The 24,207-nt window shown below is 54.8% G+C and carries 22 protein-coding genes; 5 read left to right on the top strand and 17 right to left on the bottom strand.

Translation table 11 applies throughout. From position 1 onward, the window contains the following. The first annotated feature begins 11 nt into the window (after positions 1-11). The 3 genes from GYMC10_RS09855 to GYMC10_RS09845 all read left to right on the top strand — a co-directional run bounded on the left by GYMC10_RS09855 (position 12) and on the right by GYMC10_RS09845 (position 2,377). Entirely contained in the window at positions 12-1,277 is a 1,266-nt protein-coding gene (locus GYMC10_RS09855) for a DNA polymerase IV (protein ID WP_015734345.1), read from the top strand. Beyond that, the gene (locus tag GYMC10_RS09850) at positions 1,274-1,606 is read left to right on the top strand and encodes a YolD-like family protein (protein ID WP_015734344.1); all 333 of its coding nucleotides are present in this window, start codon (positions 1,274-1,276) and stop codon (positions 1,604-1,606) included. The genes GYMC10_RS09855 and GYMC10_RS09850 overlap by 4 nt, the downstream gene beginning before the upstream one ends. Positions 1,607-1,747: 141 nt before the next feature. Beyond that, positions 1,748-2,377, top strand: coding sequence for a putative glycolipid-binding domain-containing protein (locus tag GYMC10_RS09845; RefSeq protein WP_015734343.1), 630 nt, complete (start codon positions 1,748-1,750; stop codon positions 2,375-2,377). Positions 2,378-2,557: 180 nt separating this feature from the next. Here the strand turns inward: GYMC10_RS09845 and GYMC10_RS09840 are convergent, their stop codons facing one another. Then, complete coding sequence (locus tag GYMC10_RS09840; protein WP_015734342.1) at positions 2,558-3,859, bottom strand: NCS2 family permease; 1,302 nt, start codon at positions 3,857-3,859, stop codon at positions 2,558-2,560. Positions 3,860-4,043: 184 nt separating this feature from the next. Here GYMC10_RS09840 and GYMC10_RS09835 point away from each other — a divergent pair, with 184 nt between their 5' ends. Beyond that, positions 4,044-4,751: an SOS response-associated peptidase gene (locus GYMC10_RS09835; RefSeq protein ID WP_015734341.1), complete on the top strand. Its 708-nt coding sequence runs from the start codon at positions 4,044-4,046 to the stop codon at positions 4,749-4,751. Positions 4,752-4,979: 228 nt separating this feature from the next. Here GYMC10_RS09835 and GYMC10_RS09830 read toward each other — a convergent pair whose 3' ends face one another. The 4 genes from GYMC10_RS09830 to GYMC10_RS09815 form a co-directional block, all read right to left on the bottom strand. Next, positions 4,980-5,267, bottom strand: coding sequence for a stage VI sporulation protein F (locus GYMC10_RS09830; RefSeq protein WP_009592565.1), 288 nt, complete (start codon positions 5,265-5,267; stop codon positions 4,980-4,982). 86 nt (positions 5,268-5,353) lie between these two features. Beyond that, complete coding sequence (recG, locus tag GYMC10_RS09825; RefSeq protein ID WP_015734340.1) at positions 5,354-7,405, bottom strand: ATP-dependent DNA helicase RecG; 2,052 nt, start codon at positions 7,403-7,405, stop codon at positions 5,354-5,356. A 14-nt stretch (positions 7,406-7,419) separates the two neighbouring features. Next, the gene (locus tag GYMC10_RS09820) at positions 7,420-8,277 is read right to left on the bottom strand and encodes a DegV family protein (protein ID WP_015734339.1); all 858 of its coding nucleotides are present in this window, start codon (positions 8,275-8,277) and stop codon (positions 7,420-7,422) included. A gap of 155 nt (positions 8,278-8,432) precedes the next feature. Then, a complete protein-coding gene (locus GYMC10_RS09815; protein WP_041621960.1) occupies positions 8,433-10,211 on the bottom strand; it encodes a DAK2 domain-containing protein in 1,779 nt (592 codons plus the stop codon). A 366-nt stretch (positions 10,212-10,577) separates the two neighbouring features. Here GYMC10_RS09815 and rpmB point away from each other — a divergent pair, with 366 nt between their 5' ends. After that, entirely contained in the window at positions 10,578-10,766 is a 189-nt protein-coding gene (gene rpmB, locus GYMC10_RS09810) for a 50S ribosomal protein L28 (protein WP_006209230.1), read from the top strand. Between the two features lie 444 nt (positions 10,767-11,210). Here rpmB and spoVM read toward each other — a convergent pair whose 3' ends face one another. The 12 genes from spoVM to rpoZ form a co-directional block, all read right to left on the bottom strand. Further along, a complete protein-coding gene (gene spoVM, locus GYMC10_RS31815) occupies positions 11,211-11,291 on the bottom strand; it encodes a stage V sporulation protein SpoVM (protein ID WP_034273235.1) in 81 nt (26 codons plus the stop codon). A 161-nt stretch (positions 11,292-11,452) separates the two neighbouring features. Continuing rightward, positions 11,453-12,112, bottom strand: a complete 660-nt coding sequence (gene rpe / locus GYMC10_RS09800) for a ribulose-phosphate 3-epimerase (RefSeq protein WP_015734337.1) — start codon at positions 12,110-12,112, stop codon at positions 11,453-11,455. A 3-nt stretch (positions 12,113-12,115) separates the two neighbouring features. Then, positions 12,116-13,024 (bottom strand): ribosome small subunit-dependent GTPase A, encoded by a 909-nt coding sequence (gene rsgA, locus GYMC10_RS09795; protein WP_015734336.1) that lies wholly within the window; start codon positions 13,022-13,024, stop codon positions 12,116-12,118. 50 nt (positions 13,025-13,074) lie between these two features. Beyond that, positions 13,075-15,213, bottom strand: a complete 2,139-nt coding sequence (gene pknB / locus GYMC10_RS09790; RefSeq protein WP_015734335.1) for a Stk1 family PASTA domain-containing Ser/Thr kinase — start codon at positions 15,211-15,213, stop codon at positions 13,075-13,077. After that, the gene (locus tag GYMC10_RS09785; RefSeq protein ID WP_009592617.1) at positions 15,210-15,986 is read right to left on the bottom strand and encodes a Stp1/IreP family PP2C-type Ser/Thr phosphatase; all 777 of its coding nucleotides are present in this window, start codon (positions 15,984-15,986) and stop codon (positions 15,210-15,212) included. Before GYMC10_RS09785 ends, pknB begins: the two co-directional genes overlap by 4 nt. A 6-nt stretch (positions 15,987-15,992) precedes the next feature. After that, positions 15,993-17,033 carry a 23S rRNA (adenine(2503)-C(2))-methyltransferase RlmN gene (rlmN, locus tag GYMC10_RS09780; RefSeq protein WP_009592630.1) on the bottom strand — a complete coding sequence of 347 codons (1,041 nt, stop codon included), beginning with the start codon at positions 17,031-17,033 and terminating at the stop codon, positions 15,993-15,995. A gap of 181 nt (positions 17,034-17,214) precedes the next feature. Continuing rightward, a complete protein-coding gene (rsmB, locus tag GYMC10_RS09775) occupies positions 17,215-18,543 on the bottom strand; it encodes a 16S rRNA (cytosine(967)-C(5))-methyltransferase RsmB (RefSeq protein ID WP_015734334.1) in 1,329 nt (442 codons plus the stop codon). Between the two features lie 50 nt (positions 18,544-18,593). Further along, on the bottom strand, positions 18,594-19,535 hold the full coding sequence (gene fmt / locus GYMC10_RS09770; protein WP_015734333.1) for a methionyl-tRNA formyltransferase: 942 nt from the start codon (positions 19,533-19,535) through the stop codon (positions 18,594-18,596). Next, the gene (def, locus tag GYMC10_RS09765) at positions 19,532-20,026 is read right to left on the bottom strand and encodes a peptide deformylase (RefSeq protein ID WP_015734332.1); all 495 of its coding nucleotides are present in this window, start codon (positions 20,024-20,026) and stop codon (positions 19,532-19,534) included. The genes fmt and def overlap by 4 nt, the downstream gene beginning before the upstream one ends. 43 nt (positions 20,027-20,069) lie before the next feature. After that, positions 20,070-22,598 (bottom strand): primosomal protein N', encoded by a 2,529-nt coding sequence (gene priA / locus GYMC10_RS09760; RefSeq protein WP_015734331.1) that lies wholly within the window; start codon positions 22,596-22,598, stop codon positions 20,070-20,072. Further along, the gene (coaBC, locus tag GYMC10_RS09755) at positions 22,598-23,854 is read right to left on the bottom strand and encodes a bifunctional phosphopantothenoylcysteine decarboxylase/phosphopantothenate--cysteine ligase CoaBC (protein WP_015734330.1); all 1,257 of its coding nucleotides are present in this window, start codon (positions 23,852-23,854) and stop codon (positions 22,598-22,600) included. Before coaBC ends, priA begins: the two co-directional genes overlap by 1 nt. 124 nt (positions 23,855-23,978) lie before the next feature. After that, on the bottom strand, positions 23,979-24,179 hold the full coding sequence (gene rpoZ / locus GYMC10_RS09750; protein ID WP_009592612.1) for a DNA-directed RNA polymerase subunit omega: 201 nt from the start codon (positions 24,177-24,179) through the stop codon (positions 23,979-23,981). Positions 24,180-24,207 lie beyond the last annotated feature (28 nt).

The raw sequence follows: 24,207 nt of genomic DNA, 5'->3' as shown, positions 1-24,207 counted from the left end.
GAGGAATCATCATGCATAAACGCAAGCAGCGCGTCGTTTTTCTGGCGGACTGCCAGTCCTTTTATGCCTCTGTTGAAAAAGCGGCGAATCCCGCATACCAACACAGACCCCTGGTCGTCTCCGGCGACCCTGCCCGGCGAAGCGGCATCATTCTCGCGGCATGCCCGCTTGCGAAGGATCACGGGGTCACCACGGCGGAGCCCCTGTGGCAGGCCCAGCAGAAATGCCCCGATCTGGTCGTGATGAAACCGCGCATGAGCGCCTATATCCGGGTATCCCTGCAGATCATGAGCATTCTCGAATCCTATTCCGATCTCGTGGAGCCGTTCAGCATTGATGAGCAATTCATCGATGTGACGGCAAGCTTGGCGCACTTTGGCTGCACGCCGAAGGAGCTCGCCCGGCATATTCAGATGCGGGTGCGGCGCGAGACCGGCGTTTATACCCGAGTCGGCATTGGGCGCAACAAGGTTCTTGCCAAGCTGGCCTGCGACAATTTCGCCAAGAAGAATGAGGACGGCATCTTTGAGCTGAACGAGGCCACCATGGATGCGCTCTGGGCCTGCCCCACCCATAAAATGTTCGGCGTGGGCTCGCGGACCACGAAGCATCTGGCACGGCTCGGCATCCAGACCATCGGGGAGCTGGCCCATACGCCGCTTCCCGATCTCAAATTCAAAATGAAGCGCTACATGAAAAAAAACTGCGACATCTGGAGCGAAGTGCTGTGGCGAACCGCCAATGGTTATGATGATTCCCCAGTGACGCCCGATGCATTCGACGGGCAAAAAGGAATCGGCCGGCAGACCACGCTTCCCGTCGATTATCATGACCAGCAGGACATCGATGTCGTGCTGAACGAGCTCTCCATGCTCATCTGCCAGCGGGCGCGGGCCAAAGGCTACATGGGCAACGTGGTCCACGCCGGCGCCCAGGGCGCCGATTTCGACCGGCCGGTGGGGTTCTCCCGCCAAATGAAGATTGCCGAGCCCACGCATCTGTCCCGCGAAGTGTATGCGGCTGCCAAGGAGCTGTTCCGCAAGCACTGGGACGGCGGCCCTGTCCGCAAAATCTGGGTCTCCCTCGGAGAACTGCAGAGTGACGCCGTTTACCAGCTGTCTCTCTTCGGCGACCGGGAGCGGCTCATGTATTTGGAACATACCATGGACGATATCAACAACCAATATGGTCCCTCCTCCGTTTACTTCGGCTCATCGCTAACCAAAACCAGCCAGCTGAAATTTCTGAACGCCAAGATCGGAGGACACTACAAATGAAAAAACTAACGGGAAACGGTCTATGGGAATCCAGCCGCATGATGCTGTTTGAGCATCGCGACGCCATTTTGGAGAAGCAGGGCGAGAAGCATAAGCAGACCCACCCTCTTCTGGATGAGCAGCAGATGCAGTGGATTATAGAAAAGATCAGCACGGCTTACCGGAGCAAGGAAACCATACAGCTGCAAGTATACGGGGAGTACGGAAATTACGCGGTAAACGGAAGGATCTCCCGAATCAATACCCTGAACGAGCGGTTGCTTGTCGGGGATACATGGATTAATCTGGTAGATATACTGGAGGTTGAAACGGCGGAGACGTGTGATTGACTGCCGCGCGCATCCATATCCGCGCCGTGGCCGCGCCGCCGTCTTGCCCATGCCGGATCCCCTGCCTGCTGCCATCTCGGATCATCGGAGCCAGGGGATACGGCCAATTCGCTACATTATGGATCAAGGAGGGGATCACGTTTGAACAACAATATGCACGCTGAACAAGACCTGCAGTCCATCGGACAAAAAAACGCAAGCTCCGGCCAGTCCGGCCAGCTTCTGCAATCGCTGCTATGGAACCGGCACGATCTTCCTTCGCTGGAGCATGGCCGGCTCTATCGGCATGACGATGGATTTACGCTCACCGGAACGGTCGTAGCCAGCCTGGAAGGCCGGACTCTCCACTGTTCCTACGAGGTCGAAACCACAAGCAGCTGGGAGACCCGGAAGGTCCGGATTACGCTCTCAAGCGGCACGGAAGAACAGTCCCTTCACCTGGAACGGGATGATGAGGGCTGCTGGTGGAACGGCGATACCGAGCTCACGGCCTTTGCCGGCATGACCGACATCGATCTCGGGATCACCCCGTCCACCAACACGCTCCCGATCCGCCGCCTGCAGCTGGAGCCCGGGGAGAGCGCAACCATGACGGCCGTATGGATTCAATTCCCGAGTCTAACCGTCGCTCCCCTCCCCCAACGATACACGCGGACGGGCGAATTCGCCTACTGTTACGAGAGCAACCACGGAGCGTATCAAGCGGATTTGGAGGTTGACGAACACGGCCTTGTCACAACGTACGCGGACGTATGGAGCCGGACTCGCTGAGCCCCGTCCATCCCCCCGCTGTCAGTGTTCCCCTTGCTGCGGCAGCATCAGCCGGGAAACCGTTATAATGTCGCCTGATCCGCAACAAGGGATCCACCCGCCATACGGTCGTCCGCCATGCCAAAAAATCCCCTGCCGGGTCTGCTCTAAAGACCTTGCAGGGGATTTCCGCGCTCCTTATCAATGCGGAACAAAGACGAGCTGCAGCACGAACAGCACGGCAAAAATATACATCAGCGGGTGAACCGCCTTCCACTTGCCCTTCACGATTTTCATGAGCGGGTATGAAATAAAACCGAGCGCAATCCCAGTTGCGATGCTGGACGTAAGCGGCATGGTCAAAATCACGAGAAACGCAGGGAACGCTTCATCAAAATCATTCCACCGGATGTGCTGAACGTTGCTCAGCATCAGACAGCCCACCACGATAAGCGAAGGTGCCGTGATGGCGGACAATCCGGCCACCGCCCCGATCAGCGGGCTAAAGAAGGCCGCAACCACGAACAGCCCGGCAACGACCACCGAGGTTAAGCCTGTGCGGCCGCCTGCGCCGACACCGGCTGCGGATTCGATATACGCCGTGGTCGGGCTTGTGCCGACCATGGAACCGGCCACGGTTGCCACCGAATCGGAGAACATGGCACGTTCCGCGCGGGGCAGCTTGTTATCCTTCATCAGCCCCGCCTGCTCTGCCACGCCAACGACCGTGCCCGTGGTATCGAACAGCGTGACAAGCAGGAACGAGAACACCACGGCATAGAGCCCGTGCCTGATTACATCCGAGGCGGCGGTAATCGGGTTCCATACCAGAATGCCTTCCGGCAGCGTGGGAACGGACATAATCCCGCCGGTAAAGGACAGCATATCGGCAAAATAAGCGATAATGCCGGTGAAAATCATGCCGATGAACAAGGCGCCCTTCACATCGTGGGACAGTAGCACGAGCGTAACCGCCAAGCCCACCAAGGCGAGCACGACCGATGGTTGGTGCAGATCGCCGAGCGCTACCAGATTATCCGGATGCGCGGTGATAATGCCGCTCATCCGCAGGCCGATAAAAGCAATGAACAGGCCGATCCCGACCGTGATCGCATGCTTCAGGTTCGCCGGGATCATCTCAATCAACCTGCGCCGCAGGGAAGTCATCGATAACAGCAGAAACAGAATACCGGCGATAAAAACGGCGGAAAAGGCTTCAATATAACCAAGTCCGGCATGCCCTTGGACAACGGAATACGTAAAATAAGCATTCAGCCCCATCCCCGGCGCCACGGCAATCGGGTAACGGGCTACGAGCCCCATGAGCAGCGTACCGATGACGGCGGCAATAATCGTAGCCGTGAAGCTTTGTTCAAACGGCACGCCCGCTTGCGACAGTATCAGCGGATTCACCACGGTCACATAAGCCATCGTAAAAAATGTCGTGGTCCCGGCAACAACTTCGGTCTTGACCGAGGTGCCGTTAGCTTTTAAATCAAACACGAAAAATCCTCCATTCATGATGCTCGACCCGGCTGAGCGCCGGACCCTTTTGGTAAGTTGTGCAATATTTGATATACTCAAACACAAACGAGCCGTCATCCTTATATGGCCATTCCGTCGGGAATGCCAGCATAAGTCGATGTTCTGATCTAAAGCGGCTCGAATGAGAGGAGGCCTTGAAACGATGTGCGGACGTTTTACGCTCACCGTTACTTGGGAAGAGCTGATGACCAGGTATCTCATTGATCCCGAATCGGTCTCTCCCTTTCACGTTCCCAGGTACAACATCGCGCCTACGCAGATGGTCACGGCCATTATCCATGACGGGAGCACCAACCGGATCGGGCAGCTGCAATGGGGGCTTGTCCCTTCCTGGGCCAAAGATTCCTCGGGCGGAGCCAAAATGATCAATGCCCGCAGTGAAACGCTGGAAGACAAGCCTGCCTATAGGATGCCCTTTTATCGGAAAAGATGCCTAATTCCTGCAGACGGTTTTTACGAATGGCAGAAAAGCGGCAATGGCAAGCAGCCCTTTCGCATTGGATTGAAGAACGGCGAAATATTCAGCATGGCCGGCCTGTACGACACCTGGATCACCCCAGGGGGCGAGAAGCTGAGCACCTGTACCGTCATTACGACCGAGCCCAACAGGCTCATGGAGCCGATCCATAACCGGATGCCGGTCATTCTAAGACCCGCTGACGAAGCGCTATGGCTTGAACGGCAGCCGTCCTCCCATACCCATGGGAACCACCCTTCCCACCTGCAATCGCTCAAAGAGCTGTTGAGACCCTATCCTGCGGAAGAAATGCAGGCAGTGCCGGTAAGCACAACCGTAAACTCCGTCAAGAACGACACGGAAGATTGCATCCGCTCCATTACGGGCAGCTAGATATTCCGAAAAAGTTGGGATTTCTCTTCAACTGTCGCGCTTTTTCACAGCATACCGGCTTCGCCGCTGCCGGTTAGACCACAATAGCGAGGGACTCCTCTAAACGGGAATCCGCCTAAGATCGCCTCATCCCTGTTCAAGCCATGTCAAAAGCCCCTGCTCATTAGGAGAAAACACTCCCGAGAGGGGCTTCTTCTATGCTTGTCATTCCTTGATGTCATCCAGTTGTTAACGAAACATTCCCCACAGCTTGATCAAATGGAAGGTGTTGTTCGGATCGATGCGCTGTGCAAGCACGAATTGAACCATTTGCTGCTCCTGTGCGGAGCTCAGCTTTTCATTCAAGATGCCGCTGGCCGTCCGGATCAATTGATGTACTTTTGCGCTATTTTGAAGATCCGCTTTGGTCAAGCCCTGAGTCAGTCCCTTGATTCTTTCCTTGATGGCCGGGTTTTTCATTTTCAGCTTGATACGCTCCACCAGCTGCGGACTAATGCCATACTGCTGATAACCCAATGTTGAAGCACCTCCAGTCATAAATGCTGCTACCCTTTTTGAGTATATGACGAAGGTCTGTCCATTGTGCCAACCAATTCATGCCATTAATCCATGATATCGCCCTGGAAGATCTTCTCCTGCTGCAAAAAGTCGCGCAGCGGCTCATATTCCGGCGACGTCCAGAAGGAGCTGTCGCTAACGAGAGCGGCCGCGTCGCCCCGGGCCTCTTCGACTACCTTGAAATCGGCGACCATGTCGGCCAGCCGGAACTCCGGCAGCCCGCTCTGCTTCGTACCGAAAAAGTCGCCCGGTCCCCGAAGCTCCAGATCCCGCCGGGATACCTCGAAGCCGTCTTCGGTTTCCGTCATGACCTGCATCCGCTCCTGACCCACTTCCGACTTCGGATCAGCCACCAGGACACAATAGGAAGCATGCTGTCCACGGCCTACTCGGCCCCGAAGCTGGTGCAGCTGGGACAGGCCGAAGCGATCGGCGTCCATAATGATCATCAGGGTTGCGTTCGGCACGTCAACGCCAACCTCAACAACCGTCGTGGAGATCAGCAGCTGAACCTCATTGCTGTAGAATTGGCGCATGACCTCATCCTTCTCGGCCGGCGTCATGCGGCCGTGCAGAAGTCCGACGGAATATGCGGGGAACGCCTGCTGCATCTGAACATGCAGGTCAATCGCATTCTGGACGTCCAGCTTGTCCGATTCCTCAATCAACGGGGCGATCAGATATGCCTGGCGTCCCTGATTTACTTCCCGGGAAATAAATCCGAGCACGCGGTCCATCAGTTCATGTTTGACCCAATAGGTCGTAATGGGAATACGCCCTTTCGGACGCTCCGACAGCGTGGACACGTCCATGTCGCCGAAGGCGGTAATGGCCAGCGTCCGCGGGATCGGCGTCGCCGTCATCGTGAGCACGTCCGGGTTATACCCTTTACGCCTTAGAACGCTTCGCTGATTCACGCCAAAGCGGTGCTGCTCGTCCGTCACGACGAGCCCCAGTTCCCGGAAGTAGACGTCATCCTGGATAAGGGCATGGGTGCCCACAACGATGTCCGTCAGTCCCATCTGCAAGGAAGCCAGCAGGTCCTTCCGCTTCTTCCCCGTTACGCTGCCTGTCAGCAATCCGACCGTAATGCCGAAGGGTTCAAACAGCTTCTGCAGGGAACGCATATGCTGTTCGGCAAGAATCTCCGTCGGCACCATCAATGCGCCTTGGAAGCCCGAGCGGACCGTCGTAAACAACGCGATGGCGGCAACAATCGTTTTACCCGAGCCGACATCCCCTTGCAGCAAACGGTTCATGCAGTAAGGGGATCGCATATCATGCAAAATCTCCAGCTCCACCTTCTTCTGCGCATCGGTAAGCTCAAACGGGAAGCTGCGCACGAACTCCCGGATGGTTGCATTGTCGGCCGTATGTACCACCCCGTCCATCCGTCCCCGGTTCAGTGCCCGGAATGCCTGCATTTTTAACTGGAACAGGAAGAGCTCCTCGTACACCATGCGGCGCCGCCCTTCCTGACCTTCCCTGGAGTCGACAGGCTGATGGATCGTCATAATCGCCGCTTTACGGGGCATCAGATCATATTTTCGGAGCAGGGATTGCGGCAAAATCTCGGGAATCATCTCCCCGTATTGCTCCAATGCCTGTCCCATCGTTTTTCGGATCCAGGATTGCGTAATCTTTCCGCCGATGGAATACACCGGCTGCAGCGTTCCGCTGCGGAAGGTTCCTTTATCCGGGAATTCGGATTCAGACACCGTAAGCTGCATTCTGCGCTGGTCCCACTTGCCCGTCAGCACGATCTCCCGCCCAGCCGTAAGCTGGTCCTTCAGAAAATGCCGGTTAAACCAAGTCGCGGTGAACATCCAGTTTTCGGCCAGCATTTTGCAGGTTAATCGGGATTTGCGCCCGTAACGCTGCAGAACCGGCACGCTCGCAATCTTGGCTTGAATGGTGATTTTGTCCCCGTCCTTAACTTCGCTTAAGGACCGAAGCCGGTAATCCTCGTACCGGAAAGGGTAATACTCCAAAAGATCCTTGACCGTAGAGACGCCAAAGGCGTGAAGCTCCCCCTCTTTCAGGGCGCTCACGCCGTTGATCTGTCTGACGGATATTTGATCGAGTTTGAGACTCATATCATCTACCTCACTTAAGCAGGCCATATATATGCTGCAATGGTTCCCGGTCCGACGTGCGTACCGATAACCGGACCGATCTCGGAGAACACGGTTTCCTCGATCGTGAACACAGCGGACAGCTGCTGCAGAAAATCCTCAACCAGAGCAGGGTCAGCTGTATGACCCACAGCCACTTTAATATTTTTCACGCCGGATAGATCCTGTTGAAACAGCTCAATGATTTTGGCTGTCGCTTTCTTCCGACCCCGGACCTTGTCTACCGGAAAGATAATCCCTTCGCCGTCAATGGACAAAATCGGCTTAATGTTAAGCAGCGTACCGAGCACGGCCGACGCCTTGCCGATTCGTCCACCCTTCTGCAAATATTCCAGCGTGTCTACCAAGAAATAGAGGCGGCGCTTGGAACGAAGGTCCTCAAGCGATGAAAGAATATCCGAAACAGCGGCCCCTTCTTGCGCGAGCTTCGCTGCATGAACCACGAATAACCCGAAACCGTAGGAGGCCGATTTGGAATCCCATACGGTAATATCCGCTTCTCCTTCAATAAGAGAGGTTGCTAGCAATGCGGACTGATACGTTCCGCTCAGGCCGGATGAGATGTGAATGGACACAATGGAGCAGCCTGGGTGCTGTTCCAGAATGGACTCATACACAGCCACAAAATCTGCGGGCGAAGGCTGGGAGGTCGTCGGAAGCTGAGGTGATTGCACCAGCTTTTTGTAGAACTCTCCCGGCGTGATTTCCACTCCGTCCAAAAACGTATCTTCCCCGAACATAAGTCTCAGCGGCACAATATGAATGTTGTGTTGCTTCGCCAGGTCTGCCGGAATATCCGCTGTGCTGTCTGTCACAATAACGGTCTTATTCACCGGAACCCCTCCTAAAAATGTACCATGCATAATATCAAAGCGTTATGAAAAAAACTCTATCGACGTACTTTCTCCGAAGACAGGCCGCATGCAGCGTAAGTTTTTCTACCGAGATAGGAAGGAAAGCCTCTTGAGGTACCTGCCTATCTCTTATATCAAGACTCCACGGAGAACAGATAGGAATAGATCGGCTGTCCGCCGTAGTGTACTTCAACCTCCGCGTTAGGGTACTGCTCGCCCAACCACTCCGTGAGTGCGCTGGTCGATTCCTCGGTTGCGTCAGCGCCGGTAAGCAGCGTTACGATTTCATCGCCGGATTCCAGCATTTTACCCAGCAAATCCTGGGATGCCGTAATCAGATCCTCGTTTGCTGCCACGATGTTGGAATTGCGGATACCGATGAACTGGCCAGCCTTGATCTCGAGATCATCAATTGTTGTGTCCCGCACGGCATAAGTGACCTGCCCCGATTGCACGCGAGTGATGGCATCCAGCATGTTGTCGGTATTCACATCCGCATTCTCGTCTTCCTGGAAAGCAAATGCTGCCGCGATTCCCTGCGGGATCGTCTTGCTCGGGATGACCGTTACGCTGCGCTCGCCTTCGAGAAGCTCTCTGGCCTGCTGGGCAGCAAGCACGATGTTGGAGTTGTTTGGCAGAATATAAATCTGCTGGGCCGAGATCGAAGAAATCGCATTGACGAAATCCTCGGTGCTCGGGTTCATCGTCTGTCCTCCGGAGAGAACGACGTCGACGCCCAGGCTCTTGAATATATCGGAAATGCCTTCCCCTGACGAAACCGCAATGAACCCGTACGGCGCGATCTCGTCTGCAGGAGGAACAGCCGGTGCTTCCGGCGTCACGGTCTCTGCCGGAATATCCGCAAACAGCTCGGGCATCGGCGCGATATCCATTCCCGTTGTCAGCAAGTCGCGGTGCTGCTCGCGCATATTCAAAATGTGAATCTGGGTGATCTCTCCATACATGAGGGCCAAATTCAACACTTCGCCCGGCGCCTTGGAATGGACATGCACTTTGATCGTCTCGTCATCGGCAATGACAATGATGGAATCACCGTTCACTGCAAGCGCTTTCCGGAACTTATCTTCATCAAAGTCCGCACTCGTTCCCTCTCCAAGCTGCCTATTAATAAAGAATTCCATGTCGTATAAAAATTCAATGTCCTCCGTGGACAGTCGGGATTGGGCCGAAGCCGGAGCTTGAACCGCCGAGAAATCAGGAACCGCATGATAGGCTGGTGCCGCGCTGCTCTGTTCTGCTTGTCCTTCCGCAGAAGCGAAGGATCCGGACGCGCCGTCTTTCTTCAACGCTTGCAAGAAACCTTCGTAGATGTACACCAGGCCTTGCCCGCCCGAGTCCACAACGCCAACCTGCTTCAGCACGGGAAGCATATCCGGCGTCTGGGACAGCGTTTCTTTGGCTTTGGCCAGCACCTGCTCCATCAGCTCCACGATATCGTTGCTGCGGCGCGAGAAATAAACGGCATGTTTGGCCGCTTCTTTAGCTACGGTCAGGATGGTGCCTTCCACAGGCTTTACGACAGCTTTATACGCAGCTTCCACGCCTGTCTGCAGCGCTGCGGCGAATTGATGAGAATTAAGTTCTGTATAAGGTGCCGCATACCGGCTGAAACCACGGAACAACTGGGACAGGATCACCCCCGAGTTCCCTCTGGCTCCCATCAGAAGCCCCTTGGACAGCACACCGGCACTTTGCCCGACGGACTCCGAGTACTTACTCTTCAGTTCTGCTACGCCTGCCGTCATCGTCAAATTCATGTTGGTCCCCGTGTCGCCGTCCGGCACCGGGAACACATTCAGGGAATTGACGTGTTCTGCATGCTGCTGCAGCTGCTCCGCTCCGGCAAGGACCATAGCGGTAAATTCTGTTCCATTCAAAGAACGCTTACTCAATGAGAATTCCCCTTCCTGGCTTGATACCCATAACACTTCTTGTCGTAAACTTCATATCTATTTCATAGCTTATAGCTGACGAAATGCCCAACCAGTAAATAATAGACTTGCATGATTAAATGGATCATACCATCTTGATGGGCTGCCCTCTCGTCCTCTACGTCATTCGGCAGCTCCAAACCTCCTCGAAACATGCCGACCAGCCCACAATATACAGATCTTCCGAAATATTATGGACTAATCAACATTGTACTATAATGAGAAAGAGAAATAAATGTTTTTAGGACAGTTGACGGAGCAATTTTTACTGTGATATTATATTTAAGTATTGTTTCATGCAGGGTTAGGAACAAGGAGGTGTAATGAATGGCTCGCAAATGTTATGTAACAGGCAAGAAACCAAGCAGTGGTAACCATGTTTCTCACGCTAACAACCACAACAAGCGTTCTTGGGGTGTCAACGTTCAAAAGGTTCGCATTTTGGTGGATGGCAAGCCAAAACGTGTATACGTCAGCACTCGCGCTTTGAAATCCGGTAAAGTGACTCGCGTATAATCATCTCGTTATATGAAGAAAAACTTCTAAATCTCCAGGCACCATTTGTGGGCGATCCGGGACAAGGAAGTTTTTCTTGCGTTTAGATACATATTCTTCACCTAAACAAAAAGCACCCTGAGCAGATAACAGGTGCTTTTTTTATTTAGATATAAGAAAATTGAAAGAGCCGAACTCCCGCTTTCTTATATCGCAAGAAAAACTTCCGGTCGAACGCGGTCTGTCTTCGATAAGTACGTCGCTAGACACTCTTCTTATGATACAAGAAAGCGGCAGAGGCCATGCGCGCATTGGCTTTCTTATACCGCAAGAAAAACCTCCGCATACAAGATGCGGTATGTCCTCCATGCGCTCTATCGGAGTGCTCTTCTCTTGCCTCATCCCCCGTAAACCGGCTGGCGGCGTCGGTCCCAGGCGGAGGTTTTGTTACGCCGGGACAAGCTGTCAGCTCTTGTGAAACGTATTTAAGATGGCCTTCACAAAACCTCCCAAAAACTTCGGCAGCTTGAACGTATAGAATTTCATGTCTCACCCTCCCCATCATTCTCATGCCTTCCTAGATTATGTTATGCACCAAGCCCTTAGATGTGAACACAGACAAAAAAGGCTACATGAGAACCCAGCTCATGTAACCATATTTATGCGGGAATCCCCCGCCCTATGCATCCCGAGCTCACGTTCTGCGGTCAAGATGTTACGCTGTCTCGGATTTGGGCAATGGCCGCCGCCCGATCCGGCTTGCCGAAGACCGCGCTGCCCGCAACCAGGACATCCGCTCCCGCTTCCACCACGAGCGGCGCCGTCTCCGCCGTAATGCCGCCATCCACTTCGATATGGATATTCGGATTGTCGGAGTTTGAAATCCATTCACGCAGCTGCGCAATCTTGTTTACGGTCCGCTCGATAAAAGCCTGTCCTCCGAAGCCGGGATTCACGGTCATAACCAGCACCAAATCCACATCAGGAAGCACTTCCTGAAGGACATGGGCCGGCGTGGCCGGATTAATCGCCACGCCAGCTTTCACGCCATGCTCTTTAATGAGATGGATGACGCGGTGAAGATGCGGGCAGGTCTCGGCATGAACCGTGATCAAGTCTGCTCCTGCCTTGACGAAGTCGGCAATATACAACTCCGGCTGTTCGATCATCAGATGCACGTCGAGCGTCAGGCCCGTATGCGGTCTGATCGCTTGGACGATCGGCGGCCCCAGAGTAATATTCGGCACGAAATGCCCGTCCATGACGTCCACATGAATCCAGTCGGCCCCGCTCGCTTCGGCTTCCTTAATTTCCTGCCCCAGCTTTGCAAAGTCCGCCGACAATATGGATGGCGCAATTTTTATCATGATTCAGTACCTCCGCTTCTTGTCTTTCATCTCGGTATAAAACTCCACGTAATGCTCATAACGGCTTGCCAGGATGATTCCATCCTCTTTGGCTTGAATCACCCGGCAGCCAGGCTCCTGCATGTGACTGCAGCCTCTGAATTTGCATTCAGCCGCATAAGGAGCAAACTCCTTGAAGCAGGTCGACAGCTCCTCGACACCAAGCTCCAGAAAATCCAGCTGGCTAAAGCCGGGCGTATCGGCAACATAGCCTCCGTTATCAAGCTCAATCAGCTCCACGTGGCGCGTCGTATGCCGGCCGCGGCCAAGGCGCAGGCTGATTTCGCTGGTCTCCAGCGAGAGGCCCGGCATCAACGCATTGAGCAGGGACGACTTGCCGACGCCGGATTGACCGGAGAATACGCTGATTCGAGCGGCCAGGCGGTCCTTCACCTCTTCGGTACCGATGCCTTGCAAGGAGCTGGTTATAAGCACTTCATACCCGATTTCTTCGTACTGGCGCTTGACCTGCTCCAATACATCGTCCGAGTCGTCTGCAAGGTCCTGCTTCGTCAGGCAGATCAACGCCTCAAGTCCCGAATGCTCGATATGTACCAGGAACTTGTCCAGCAGATGCAGGCTCAAGTCCGGTTCCTTGACCGAAAACAACAGAACCGCCAAGTCGACGTTCGCGACCGGCGGGCGAATTAATTGGGAAGACCGTGGAAGTATTTCATCCACGGTCCCCTCCCCATTCTCAGTCAATGAATACTTCACGCGATCTCCAACGAGCGGAGAGATGCCTTTCTTTTTGAAAATGCCGCGGGCTCTGCATTGAACCGCTGGGTCCTCCCCGGATATAATGTTGCCATCCTGCAGTGGTTTGACATAGTAATATCCGCTTAGTGCCTTCACGATCAGTCCCTCTAGCATATAATAGGCCTCACCTTTCTTGTTGAAATTAGTGTTCTCATGACTTGTTTCTAATCGTTGTCTTTGCCTTTGCCCTTACCCTTGCCGTTTCCTTCGCTGCCGTTATCCCAGTGATAAGCAGCATCATCTTCCTCATTCGAACCGTCCTCGCCATTTCCCTCATCCGGGTTGGTGTCCACCGGTACATCAGGTTGCTCAGGCGGCTGCTCAAAGGTCGGCTGCGGCACGGTACCGTTCTTGACGTCGGTGTAGCTTACGCTGTACGTATCCACCTGGCGGCCGTCACGGAATATCATGACCGTCGCGTGTTTGTCGGGAGCAAGCAGCAGCTTAACGGGTACCATTTCGGAAGTCGTAATGGTCTTGTTTACGGCTTCCTGGTTGTCTCCCAGCGCGTCGCTGAAGACCACCCGGATTTTGCTTTCTTGTCCTTCGGCGCTCGGCGACACCGGTACGCTGTAATTATACTCGAGCGCGTCCGAAGGATAGCCGGAGCTGACGAACAGCGTGATATCGGAGCCTGGTGCAACTTGTTGATTGGCCTCATGCGGCCATTGCTCTATTACGATGCCCTTTTTCACTTCAAAACTAGATCTCTCTTTGATTGCTGCAATCTTAAAGCCATTTGACTCCAAAATATTGACGGCATTCTCCTGCTCTAAGCCAACCACGCCCGGCATAGGGACCAAATTCTTGCCCTCGCTCACCGTTACGCTGATTACTTCAGTTTCTGGATCGATTTTTGTACTGGCTTCCGGGCTTTGTTTAAAGATCTTGCCCTGAGGTACTTCATCATTTTTTTCAGACGATCGCTTGATGGAGGTTTCCTTGACTCCAATCTCTTTTAATGCAGCAACTGCCTCATCAAACGTCATCCCATTAAGATCCGGCATTTCCGGAAGCGGCTTCGCATCCCCGACCGATAACTGAACCGGTGAGCCCTTCTTCAGCATGGTCTCTGGTTCCTTGTCCTGTGCAAACACGACGCCTTCATCCACATTCGGTTTATATTCGCGAATGACTTCCTCATTCACCGTCAAACCTTGGGCCTCTAGCTCGCGGATCGCTTCCTCCTCCGTCATGCCTACCACTGGCGGCACCTTAACCTCCGGCACCTCCAGCATATTGTTCACATACATGACGACGCCTAACATAAGGCCGAGGAACAGGAGCACCGAGCCGATAATGATGGTCGGCTTGACCCACTTTTTCTTCGGCTTGCCGGTTGGCTTTTCCTCAAACTCATCGTCATCCGAGTCGTCATCTTGGTCATGATGATGCTGGCTGCTGCGCTGCATCGTTTTGAGCGCCGGCATGACCAGGGTAGAATCGGCATCGTCCTCGAACTCCATCTTCGGCTCATTGAGGCGCATCGGCATCAAACACGTCTCGAGGTCGTCCATCATTTCTTCCGCGGACTGGTAACGCTCCTCCGGATTTTTGCGCATGGACTTCAGGATGATGTTCTCCACGCTTTGAGGAATGAGCGGGTTCACTTCCCTAGGCTCGTCAAATTCCTCCTGCAGGTGCTTCAGTGCAACACTGATCGGGCTCTCGCCCAGAAAAGGAAGACGGGCCGTGAGCATTTGATATAACACGATACCAAGTGAGTATAAATCCGATTTCTCGCCCGTTACGACGCCCTTGGCGTGCTCCGGCGAGAAATAATGCACAGAACCCACGACGGAGCCTGTCTGCGTAATGGTTGTCGACGTGACCGCCCTGGCAATGCCAAAGTCGGTTACTTTGACCCTCCCGTTACGGCCAATCAGAATGTTATGCGGTTTAATATCTCGGTGAATAATCTGGTTATGATGGGCATGCCCCAATGCGTCGCAGATCTGGGTCGCAATCCGCACGGCTTCTTCGACCTGCAGCGGCGCCCGTTCTTTGATGATTTCATTCAAATTCTGACCTTCGATATATTCCATGACGATGTAATGCACATCTTCCTCTTGGCCCACATCGTAGATGCTGACCACGTTGGAATGCGACAATGAAGCCGCCGATTGTGCCTCACGCCGGAAACGGCGAATAAATTCCTCGTCGTGCACAAACTGCTGGCGCAGCACTTTGATCGCTACGTTCCGGTTCAGCAAAATATCCTGAGCCTTGTAGACCAGCGCCATGCCGCCGCCGCCGATGCGTTCAATAATCTTATAACGACCAGCCAATTCATGTCCGATCATGAATCCCACCCCTTTATACGTTGCCCGACAACCTCTTCTTGATGTTCAAACATTGCGACTGTGATGTTGTCCTCACCGCCAGCGAGAAGTGCCAGTTGAAGCAGGCGATCCGCTCTTTCTTCCAGAGGAAGGTCAAGTGAACCGGAAATTTGTCCGATCAGCTCGCGGCTGACCCGGTTGCTGAGTCCGTCACTGCATAGCAGCAGCACCTCGCCTTCCCCGAGCGTAACCGGCGTAAGCTCAACCGTCACGTCCACATCCGTTCCAAGTGCCCGGCTTAATACGTTTTTCCGGGGATGGGTTTCCAGTTGATCTTCCGTAATCTGACCACTCTTAAAAAGCTCATTAACCAATGTGTGATCATCCGTGAGCCGAATGACTTGTCCGGGAACGACTTTGTAAGCCCGGCTGTCCCCGATATGACCGATATAACCTTCGGAGCCTCGCAGCAGCACCGCTACGATCGTCGTGCCCATATTGTGAAGCCGCTCATCTGCCGAGGCTTCCTGATAGATAACTGCATTGGCGTGCAATATGGCATCGCCAAGCGCAGCCCGAACGCCGTCCATGGACATGTCCTGCTCCAAAGAGGACAAATCCGCAGCCACGGTATCTACCGCAAGCCTGCTGGCGGTGTCGCCCGCAAGGTGGCCGCCCATGCCGTCGGCAACCACACCCAAGGTATAGCCATGCTCCAATGTGCTAACAAATACCGAATCCTCATTAACAGGACGAACGCGTCCCACATGGCTTACATGAACCGTCTTGATCAAATCTTCTCACCTCAACTCCATATGCTTGGCCCGCAGCTGGCCGCAAGCGGCAGCGATATCATGGCCTTGTTCACGACGGATGGTCACATTGACCCCCTTGTCTGCTAACGCACGTTGAAATTTGAAAATATCGTTACGCGATGTGCGAACATATTTCCGTTCCGGCACATGGTTAACCGGAATCAGATTGACGAAGCAGTTCATATCCTTGATGACGTCCGCAAGCTCTTCGGCATGCTCCACCTGATCATTCACTCCGCCGATCAAGGCGTATTCAAACGTAATGCGGCGTCCGGTTTTAGCCTGGTAATAACGAAGCGATTCAATCACGTCGTCAAACGGGAACCGGCGGTTCACGGGCATCAGCTTGGAGCGCAGCTTATCGTTCGGCGCATGAATGGAGATGGCCAGATTAATCTGGGTATCCTCTTCGGTGAATTTATAGATGTTAGGCACAATGCCGCTCGTGGATACGGTAATGTGGCGTTGGCCGATATTCAATCCTTTTTCATGGATCATCGTGCGCAGGAATTTCATGGTCGCCTCATAGTTCTCAAACGGTTCGCCTGAACCCATGATCACGATGCTGCTGACGCGTTCTCCCGTTTTATCGAGAATCTTCTGTGCCTGAACCACCTGGGCAACGATTTCGCCGGAGGTCAGGTTTCGCTTCAAGCCTCCCAGCGTGGATGCGCAGAACGTACATCCGATACGGCAGCCGACCTGCGTCGTAACGCAGATGCTGTTGCCGTAGTTATGCCGCATGATGACGGTCTCGATGGCATGGTCATCATGAAGGCCGAACAGAAACTTGACCGTTCCGTCCTTGGATTCCAGCTTGGTGATCTCCGTCAGGGTCACGAAGCTGAATTCCTGCTCCAGCTTGGCCCGAAGCTCTTTGGACAGATTCGTCATTTCCGCGAAGTCGTTCACCCGCTTCACGTACAGCCAGTCATAAATCTGGGTTCCCCGAAACGCGGGCTCCCCGTTCTCTTGAGCCCAGGCTTGAAGCTCTTCCAGTGAATAATCATATATAAAAGGTTTCATTCTCACCACACCTGTCTAGTTTAAAGGATGTCCGGCCAGCATTCTTCCGAACGCTCCCTATTTCATTCATATGCATCTCTTTTTTCATTCTTCCTATTCTAACATAAATAAAAGAGACGGTAAAAGAGGAAAACCCGCCGGCATAGGCGGGATACGACTATAGTCATGGCGGCAAGCGCCCTTAAGAGGAACGTCTGCCGAGTCTGGCAATGTAAAAGCCGTCGCTGTGATAGTGCTGGGGCAGGATTTGAATGCCGCCGCCTCGCGCAAGCGAATTCTCGCCCAGCCGGCTTAAGGCTCCAAGGCCGTCTTCAGCAATGGCAAATTCGGAATGGCCTTCCAGAAAAGCAGATACCACGCCTTCATTCTCCCTCGGTTCAATCGTGCACGTGCTGTATACCAAGATCCCTCCGGGACGCAGCAAGGTCGAGACCGACTCCAGCAGCCTGAGCTGCAGCGCCGCAATCTCATGGATGTCCTCCTGGGACTTGCCCCACTTCAGATCCGGCTTGCGCCGGATCACGCCAAGGCCGGAGCAGGGAGCATCCAGCAAAATTCGGTCGAAAGACGCAGGCTCGAAGCGGTCTGCCAAATCCAGCGCATCCCCCGTCACGATCGAAATGCTGTCCAGTCCCAAACGGCTGGCTTGATCCGATATCAGCTTCCCTTTATGAGCATGAATATCGTTGGCGACGATGCTGCCCTCGTCATTCATCAGCTCGCCCATATGGGCGCTCTTTCCGCCTGGGGCCGCGCAGCAATCGAGCACGCGCATGCCCGGCTCGGGCTGAACGGCCTCGGCCACGAGCATCGAGCTTTCGTCCTGGATCGAGATCATCCCTTCACGATACCAATCGGTCAAGGCCATATTGCCCGCGCCCTTAACGACAATCCCGTAAGGACTAACCGACGATGGGGAAGCATCCAGGCCATGGTTGCCCATTAATTTCAGCATGTCATCGCGGCTGATCATCGTGGTGTTCACCCTCACGCTGACAGCCGGCGGTTCATTGTTTGCGGCACAGATCGCCTCTGTTGCCTCCGTACCGTACTGGGAAATCCAGCGCTCCACCAGCCACTGCGGATGGGAATGCAGAAGGGAAATGCGCTGGGCGTCCGTCATATCCTCCGGAATGGCCAGGGTTTCCTTCTGACGCAGAATATTCCGAAGCACCCCGTTCACCATGCCGGAGATCCCTTGATGCCCGCGGCGCTTCGCCAGATTAACGGCTTCGCTGACAACCGCATGGTCCGGGATCCGATCCAGGTACACGATCTGATAAAGGCTGATGCGAAGCAGCGCCCTTACCCAAGGCTGAAGCTTCCGCACCCCTTTGTTGACAAACTTGTCCAAAAAATAATCAAGCGTGTTCAGCCGCGAGATCGTGCCGTAGATCAGCTCCGTGGCTAGTCCCGCGTCGCTCTTGGCAAGCGAGGACTTCTGCAGAGCGGAGTTGAGCAGGAGGTTGCTGTACGCCCCCTCCTGCTCAACCTGAGTCAATACATTCATCGCCAGCTCCCGGGGAGAGTCCAGGCGTCCCTTCGGGCTGCGGTTTCCGCTCACGACAGCACCGTCCCGGCCGTCAGGCTCGTCCCGCGGACGAATTGTGCCGCATCCATTGCCTTCTTGCCGCTAGGCTGAACCGTAAGCAGCGTCAGCGTACCGTCGCCTGTTTTCACGACGATCCCTGTCTCATGCAGCTCAAGCACGGTCCCGGGCTGCGCATCGCCAGATGGTTTCTGGGCGCTGTCTGGCTTAGCCGCTGCCCATACTTTAAACACTTCGCCGTTCCACAGCGTGAACCCGCCGGAATAAGGAACCAGACCGCGAATCTGATCGTAGATTTCGCGGGAAGTGCGGCTCCAGTCGATCTTCTCGTCATCCCGGGTCAGATTCGGAGCATACGTTGCCTTCGAATCATCCTGAGGCTCAGCCTCCACTCTGCCCTTCACGAGCCGGGGCAGCTCCCGCCGAAGCAGCTCCGCGCCGGCTTGGCTCAGCTTCTCGAACATGGTTCCAGCCGTATCATCGTCTTCAATTGGGACCTCGGTGCGGGCGATCATGTCCCCGGTGTCGAGTCCCTCCGCCATATACATCAGCGTGATGCCTGTGACGGGCTCTCCATTAATGATGCTCCGCTGAATCGGCGCTCCTCCCCGATAAGCGGGGAGCAGCGAGCCGTGGACGTTCAGGCAGCCAAGCGCCGGCATATCCAGCACCGATTTCGGCAGGATTTGGCCGTACGCGGCCGTGACGATCAGATCGGGTTTATATTCGGCCAGTTCGGCCACGGCTTCCGGATTCCGCAGTCGCTGCGGCTGCAGGACAGGGATGCCGTGACGAAGGGCGGCTTCCTTGACCGGCGTCGGGGTCAGCACTTTTTTGCGCCCCTGCGGACGGTCCGGCTGCGTAACGACGGCGGCTATCGTGTATCCTTCGGCAATCAGCATTTCCAGACTGGGTACTGCAAAGGCGGGGGTGCCCATAAATACGATATTCATCGGTTCTCCAACTCATTTCTCGGCTGTTCCGGAACATACTCATACACCCGGTCGGCGATTTCCGTAAACAGCACCCCGTTCAAATGATCGATTTCATGCTGAAATGCTCGCGCAAGCAGCCCTGTACCCGTAATGACAAGCTCATTGCCTTCGCGATCAAGCCCCTTAACCGTTACTTTCTCCGCACGTCGAACATCCCCGTTCCATCCTGGAATACTCAGGCAGCCTTCCGGCCCGAATTGCTCGCCCTCGCTCTCCACGATCTCCGGATTGATCATCTTGATCAAGCCGTGCTCATCGCCCGCATCGATAACGATCAGGCGCTTCAGTATGCCGACCTGCGGCGCGGCCAGCCCGACGCCTTCCGCATCGTACATGGTATCGGCCATATCATCCAGGAGCTTTTGAACGTTCGGCGTAATTTTGGTAACTTCCTTTGCCTTTTTATGAAGAACCTCATCCGGTTCTTTAACGATAATACGAATCGCCATGTCTACGACACCATCCTTGTGCTTTTCATCATTATATGCGCTATTACATTAACATTTGCGGATCAACGTCAATACTGATTTGGAGCTTGCCGTCCCGCGCCGAATCCTGAAGCTTCTCGGCAACCGAACGCACCAGCGAGACAGCATCCATCGTTCCCCGCCATTTTATCATACATTGAAATCTGTATCTATTTTTTAACCGCGGAATGGGGGAAGCCACCGGACCCAGGATATCGAGCGCGCTTGCGTCGAACCGGTCCAGGCTTCCGAACCATCCCCGGCGGTCGGATTCGCTTTTGATGGCGGCGGCAAAATTCTCTGCCAGTCGTACGAGCAGCGGCAGCTGTTCATGCGACAGCGTCACCAGAATCAGCCTGCAGTACGGCGGATAATGGAGCGCTTTGCGGTGCTTCAGCTCATCCTTGACGAAGGATAAATAATCATGGCTGCTTGCATGAATAATCGAATAATGCTCGGGCGTGTAGGATTGGATGACCACTTCACCCGGCAGCTGATGGCGTCCCGCTCTTCCGGCCACCTGGGTCAGCAGCTGAAACGTCTTCTCGGCCGCCCGGAAGTCGGGCAGGTTCAGCGCCGAATCGGCCGTAATGACGCCGACCAGGGTGACATCCGGGAAATCCAGGCCTTTGGCGACCATTTGGGTTCCAAGCAGCACGTCGCCCTTTTTGTCCCGAAACTGCTTCAGCAGCTTCTCGTGAGAGCCCTTTTCCGTCGTGGTGTCCACATCCATCCGTATGACGCGAATCCCGGGAAAGAGCTTGGCTAACTCTTCTTCGACACGCTGCGTACCTGTACCGAAATAGCGGATATGCTCGCTGCCGCAATCCGGGCAAACCTCCGGTGCCTGGGCGGCATAGCCACAGTAGTGACAGCGCAAGTTATTCGATTTCTGATGATAGGTCAGCGAGATGTCGCATTCCGGACAGCCAGCCACATATCCGCAGCTCCGGCACATCACGAAAGTGGAATACCCCCGCCGATTCAGCAGCAGCACCGTCTGTTCTCCGCGTTCCAGCCGCGCCGAAATCGCGGCATGCAGGGAGCGGCTGAACATGGAGCGATTCCCTTCCCGGAGCTCCTCCCGCATATCCACGACCTGAACAGCCGGCAGCTGGTTGCCCAGCGCACGGCTCGGCATCTCCAGCAGATGCGGAGCAAAATCATCCTGAGCCTGCGATCTCGCCGCATGGTAGCTTTCAAGCGAAGGCGTTGCCGAGCCCAGAATGACGGCTGCGCCTGTCAGCGAGGCACGGTGAATCGCCACGTCCCTGGCATGGTACTTCGGCGTTTCTTCCTGCTTATATGAACTTTCATGCTCTTCATCCATAATAATAAGGCCAAGTCGGTCAAACGGCGCAAACACCGCCGATCGTGCTCCCACGACAACCGAAGCCCGGCCTTCCCTAATTTTGCGCCATTCATCGTAGCGCTCACCATCCGAAAGCCGGCTGTGCATGACGGCCACGCGGTCGCCGAAGCGGGCTTTGAACCGCTCCACCATTTGGGGTGTGAGCGATATTTCGGGCACCAGGACAATCGCCTGACGCTCCTGATCCATGCAGCGCTGAATGGTCTGCAGGTAGATCTCGGTCTTGCCGCTGCCCGTTACCCCGTGCAGGAGAAACGCGCCATGCTTGCGTTCATCCAGCTTGCGCACGATGCTCCGGTACACCGCCTGCTGCTCCGGCGTGAGCGCCAGCGGGGCGCTGGGCGTAAAGTGCCGTCCCCGGTACGGGTCGCGGAACACTTCGACATCCTCAAGGGTAATCAGTCCCTTGTCGGCCAGCGCCTTCACGGTGCCTGCGGTGACGCCGAGCGTCTGCAGCAGATCCTTCTGCGATATCGGCAGGAAGTCCTCCATCTCTACGATATATTGGAGCACTTCCTTCTGCCGCTGAGCCTTAACCGGAAACGAAGCCAGCGCCACATGCGCTTCCTCGCTCGAAACGGCAAGCTCTACCGCTTTCATCGTTTTTTTCTGCAGTTTGTCCTTGATTTGCTGGAATTCGCTTAACCGCCCCCGGCCGATCAGCGCTTTTACGGTGGCTGCCGCATCCGGAAACGCTCGCGTTAACTGCTGGAGCGACACCTCGCCTCGCTGACTGACAAACCGGATGATCTCCTGCTCCAATTCGCTTTCCGGGAGGAGCGCGAATAATCCGCCGCTTTCATCCGACAAGCCTGCATCCGGCTCGCCAAGGGAAATATACCGCTCGGCTTTTCCCTTCAGCGCCGTTGGCAGCATCGATTGAAGAGCGGATATATAACGGCATGCATACCGCTCTTTCATCCATTCTCCAAGCTCAATCAGCTCAGGCGAGAGCGGAGGCATCACATCGAGGACTTCCTGAATCGGCTTCATTTTGGCCGTATCCATCTCGGGCCGGGGATGCAGCGAAACCACGAATCCCTGAAGCGTACGGTGACCGAACGGCACGCCGACCCGGCTGCCTACCTCGACCCATGGCCGGAGCTCCTCCGGAATCAGATAATCAAATGGACGGTCCGTATCCTTGGACGGCACGTCCACAATCACACGGGCCATTTCCATCAGGATAACCTCCCGGTCAACCGTTCGGCCGCCAGCGTTAACAGCCTCATGGCCACTTCCTCCTTGGACATCACGGGCAGCTGCAGGACGAGCCCTTCTGCATCGAATATATGAACGCTGTTCGTGTCCGTGCCAAAGCCGGCGCCTTCCTGCGTAACATCATTGGCAACGATCAGGTCGCAATTTTTGCGTTTCAGCTTTTCCCTGGCGAACTGCTCCACCGTATCCGTCTCGGCGGCAAAACCGATCAAGAACTGGGAGGTCTTTTGGCGTCCCAGGCTTTCCAGGATATCTGTGGTCTTGACAAGATCCAGCGTCATCGTTTCCCCGCGCTTCTTGATCTTTGACGTCGCCGCCTCCGCAGGACGATAATCGGCGACCGCTGCCGCCTTAACCACGATATCGCTCGTATCGAACACGCGCTGCACCGCTTCGTACATATCCTGGGCCGACTCCACTCTCTCGGCAGGAATCCCCTCTGGCGGGGCTTCATCGGTATGAGCCGCAATGAGGTGGACGTCCGCTCCCAGCTGCTTGGCGGCTTTAGCAATCGCAAACCCCATTTTTCCGGAGGAATCATTCGTGATATAACGGACCGGATCAATGCGCTCGATCGTACCGCCGGCCGTGACAACCACTTTTTTGCCGTGCAATATGCCTGTCGATCCGCTTTCCACGTCCTGATTCGACGACGCCGCGGACTCGGCTGCGCGCCCTTGGAAAAACCGTTCAACCACATCCACGATCGTATCGGGCTCCTCCATCCGTCCCTTTCCGACGTATCCGCATGCCAGAAGTCCCTCTCCGGGTTCAATCATGGACACCCCGCGGGAAACCAGCGTCTCCATGTTGGCCATGACGGCCGGATGCGTGTACATATGCACGTTCATCGCCGGCGAGATCATGACAGGAGCCGTGGTCGCAAGCAGCGTCGTGGTCAGCATGTCATCCGCCAGGCCATGTGCCATCTTGCCGATGATATTGGCCGTCGCCGGAGCAATCAGCACCAGATCGGCCAGGTCGGCCAAGTGGATATGCGAGACGACCGAGGGGTCCCTTTCGTCAAAAGTATCGCTATAAACCGGGTTTTTGGTCAGCGTCTGCAGCGTTAATTCCGGAATGAACTGCTTGGCGGATTCCGTCATGATAACATGCACATCCGCTCCCCTCTGGACAAGCCTGCTGCATAAAGTCGCTGCTTTATACGCGGCAATGCCACCTGTAACGCCAAGTACGACGACTTTTCCGTTCAACATGACAATCCCCCGCTTTCCATTTGTATGAAGGCTGTACTTTCATATCTTCTCAAAAAAATAACAACCTTTCGGTTGTCACATTTTCGCGCGCTAACGCATGGTATTCGAATGTTGAAAAAAAGCCTTAGTCCTCTCCACGCTCGATCTTCACGTAATCGCCATAGATTTCTTCCAGAGCGACACCGACGAACTTATGGGATTTCGGATGTTTCAACTCGCTGACTTCTCCTTCACGCAATTGGCGTGCACGGCGGGAAGCCGCAACCACAAGAGAATATTTACTGTCCACTTTATTCATCATTTCATCAATGGATGGATATAACACAGTCGAAGCACCTCTTCTTTATTTACTT

The sequence above is a fragment of the Paenibacillus sp. Y412MC10 genome (assembly GCF_000024685.1).
Lineage (GTDB): Bacteria > Bacillota > Bacilli > Paenibacillales > Paenibacillaceae > Paenibacillus_AQ > Paenibacillus_AQ lautus_A.
This window is presented reverse-complemented; position numbering and strand designations above follow the sequence as displayed.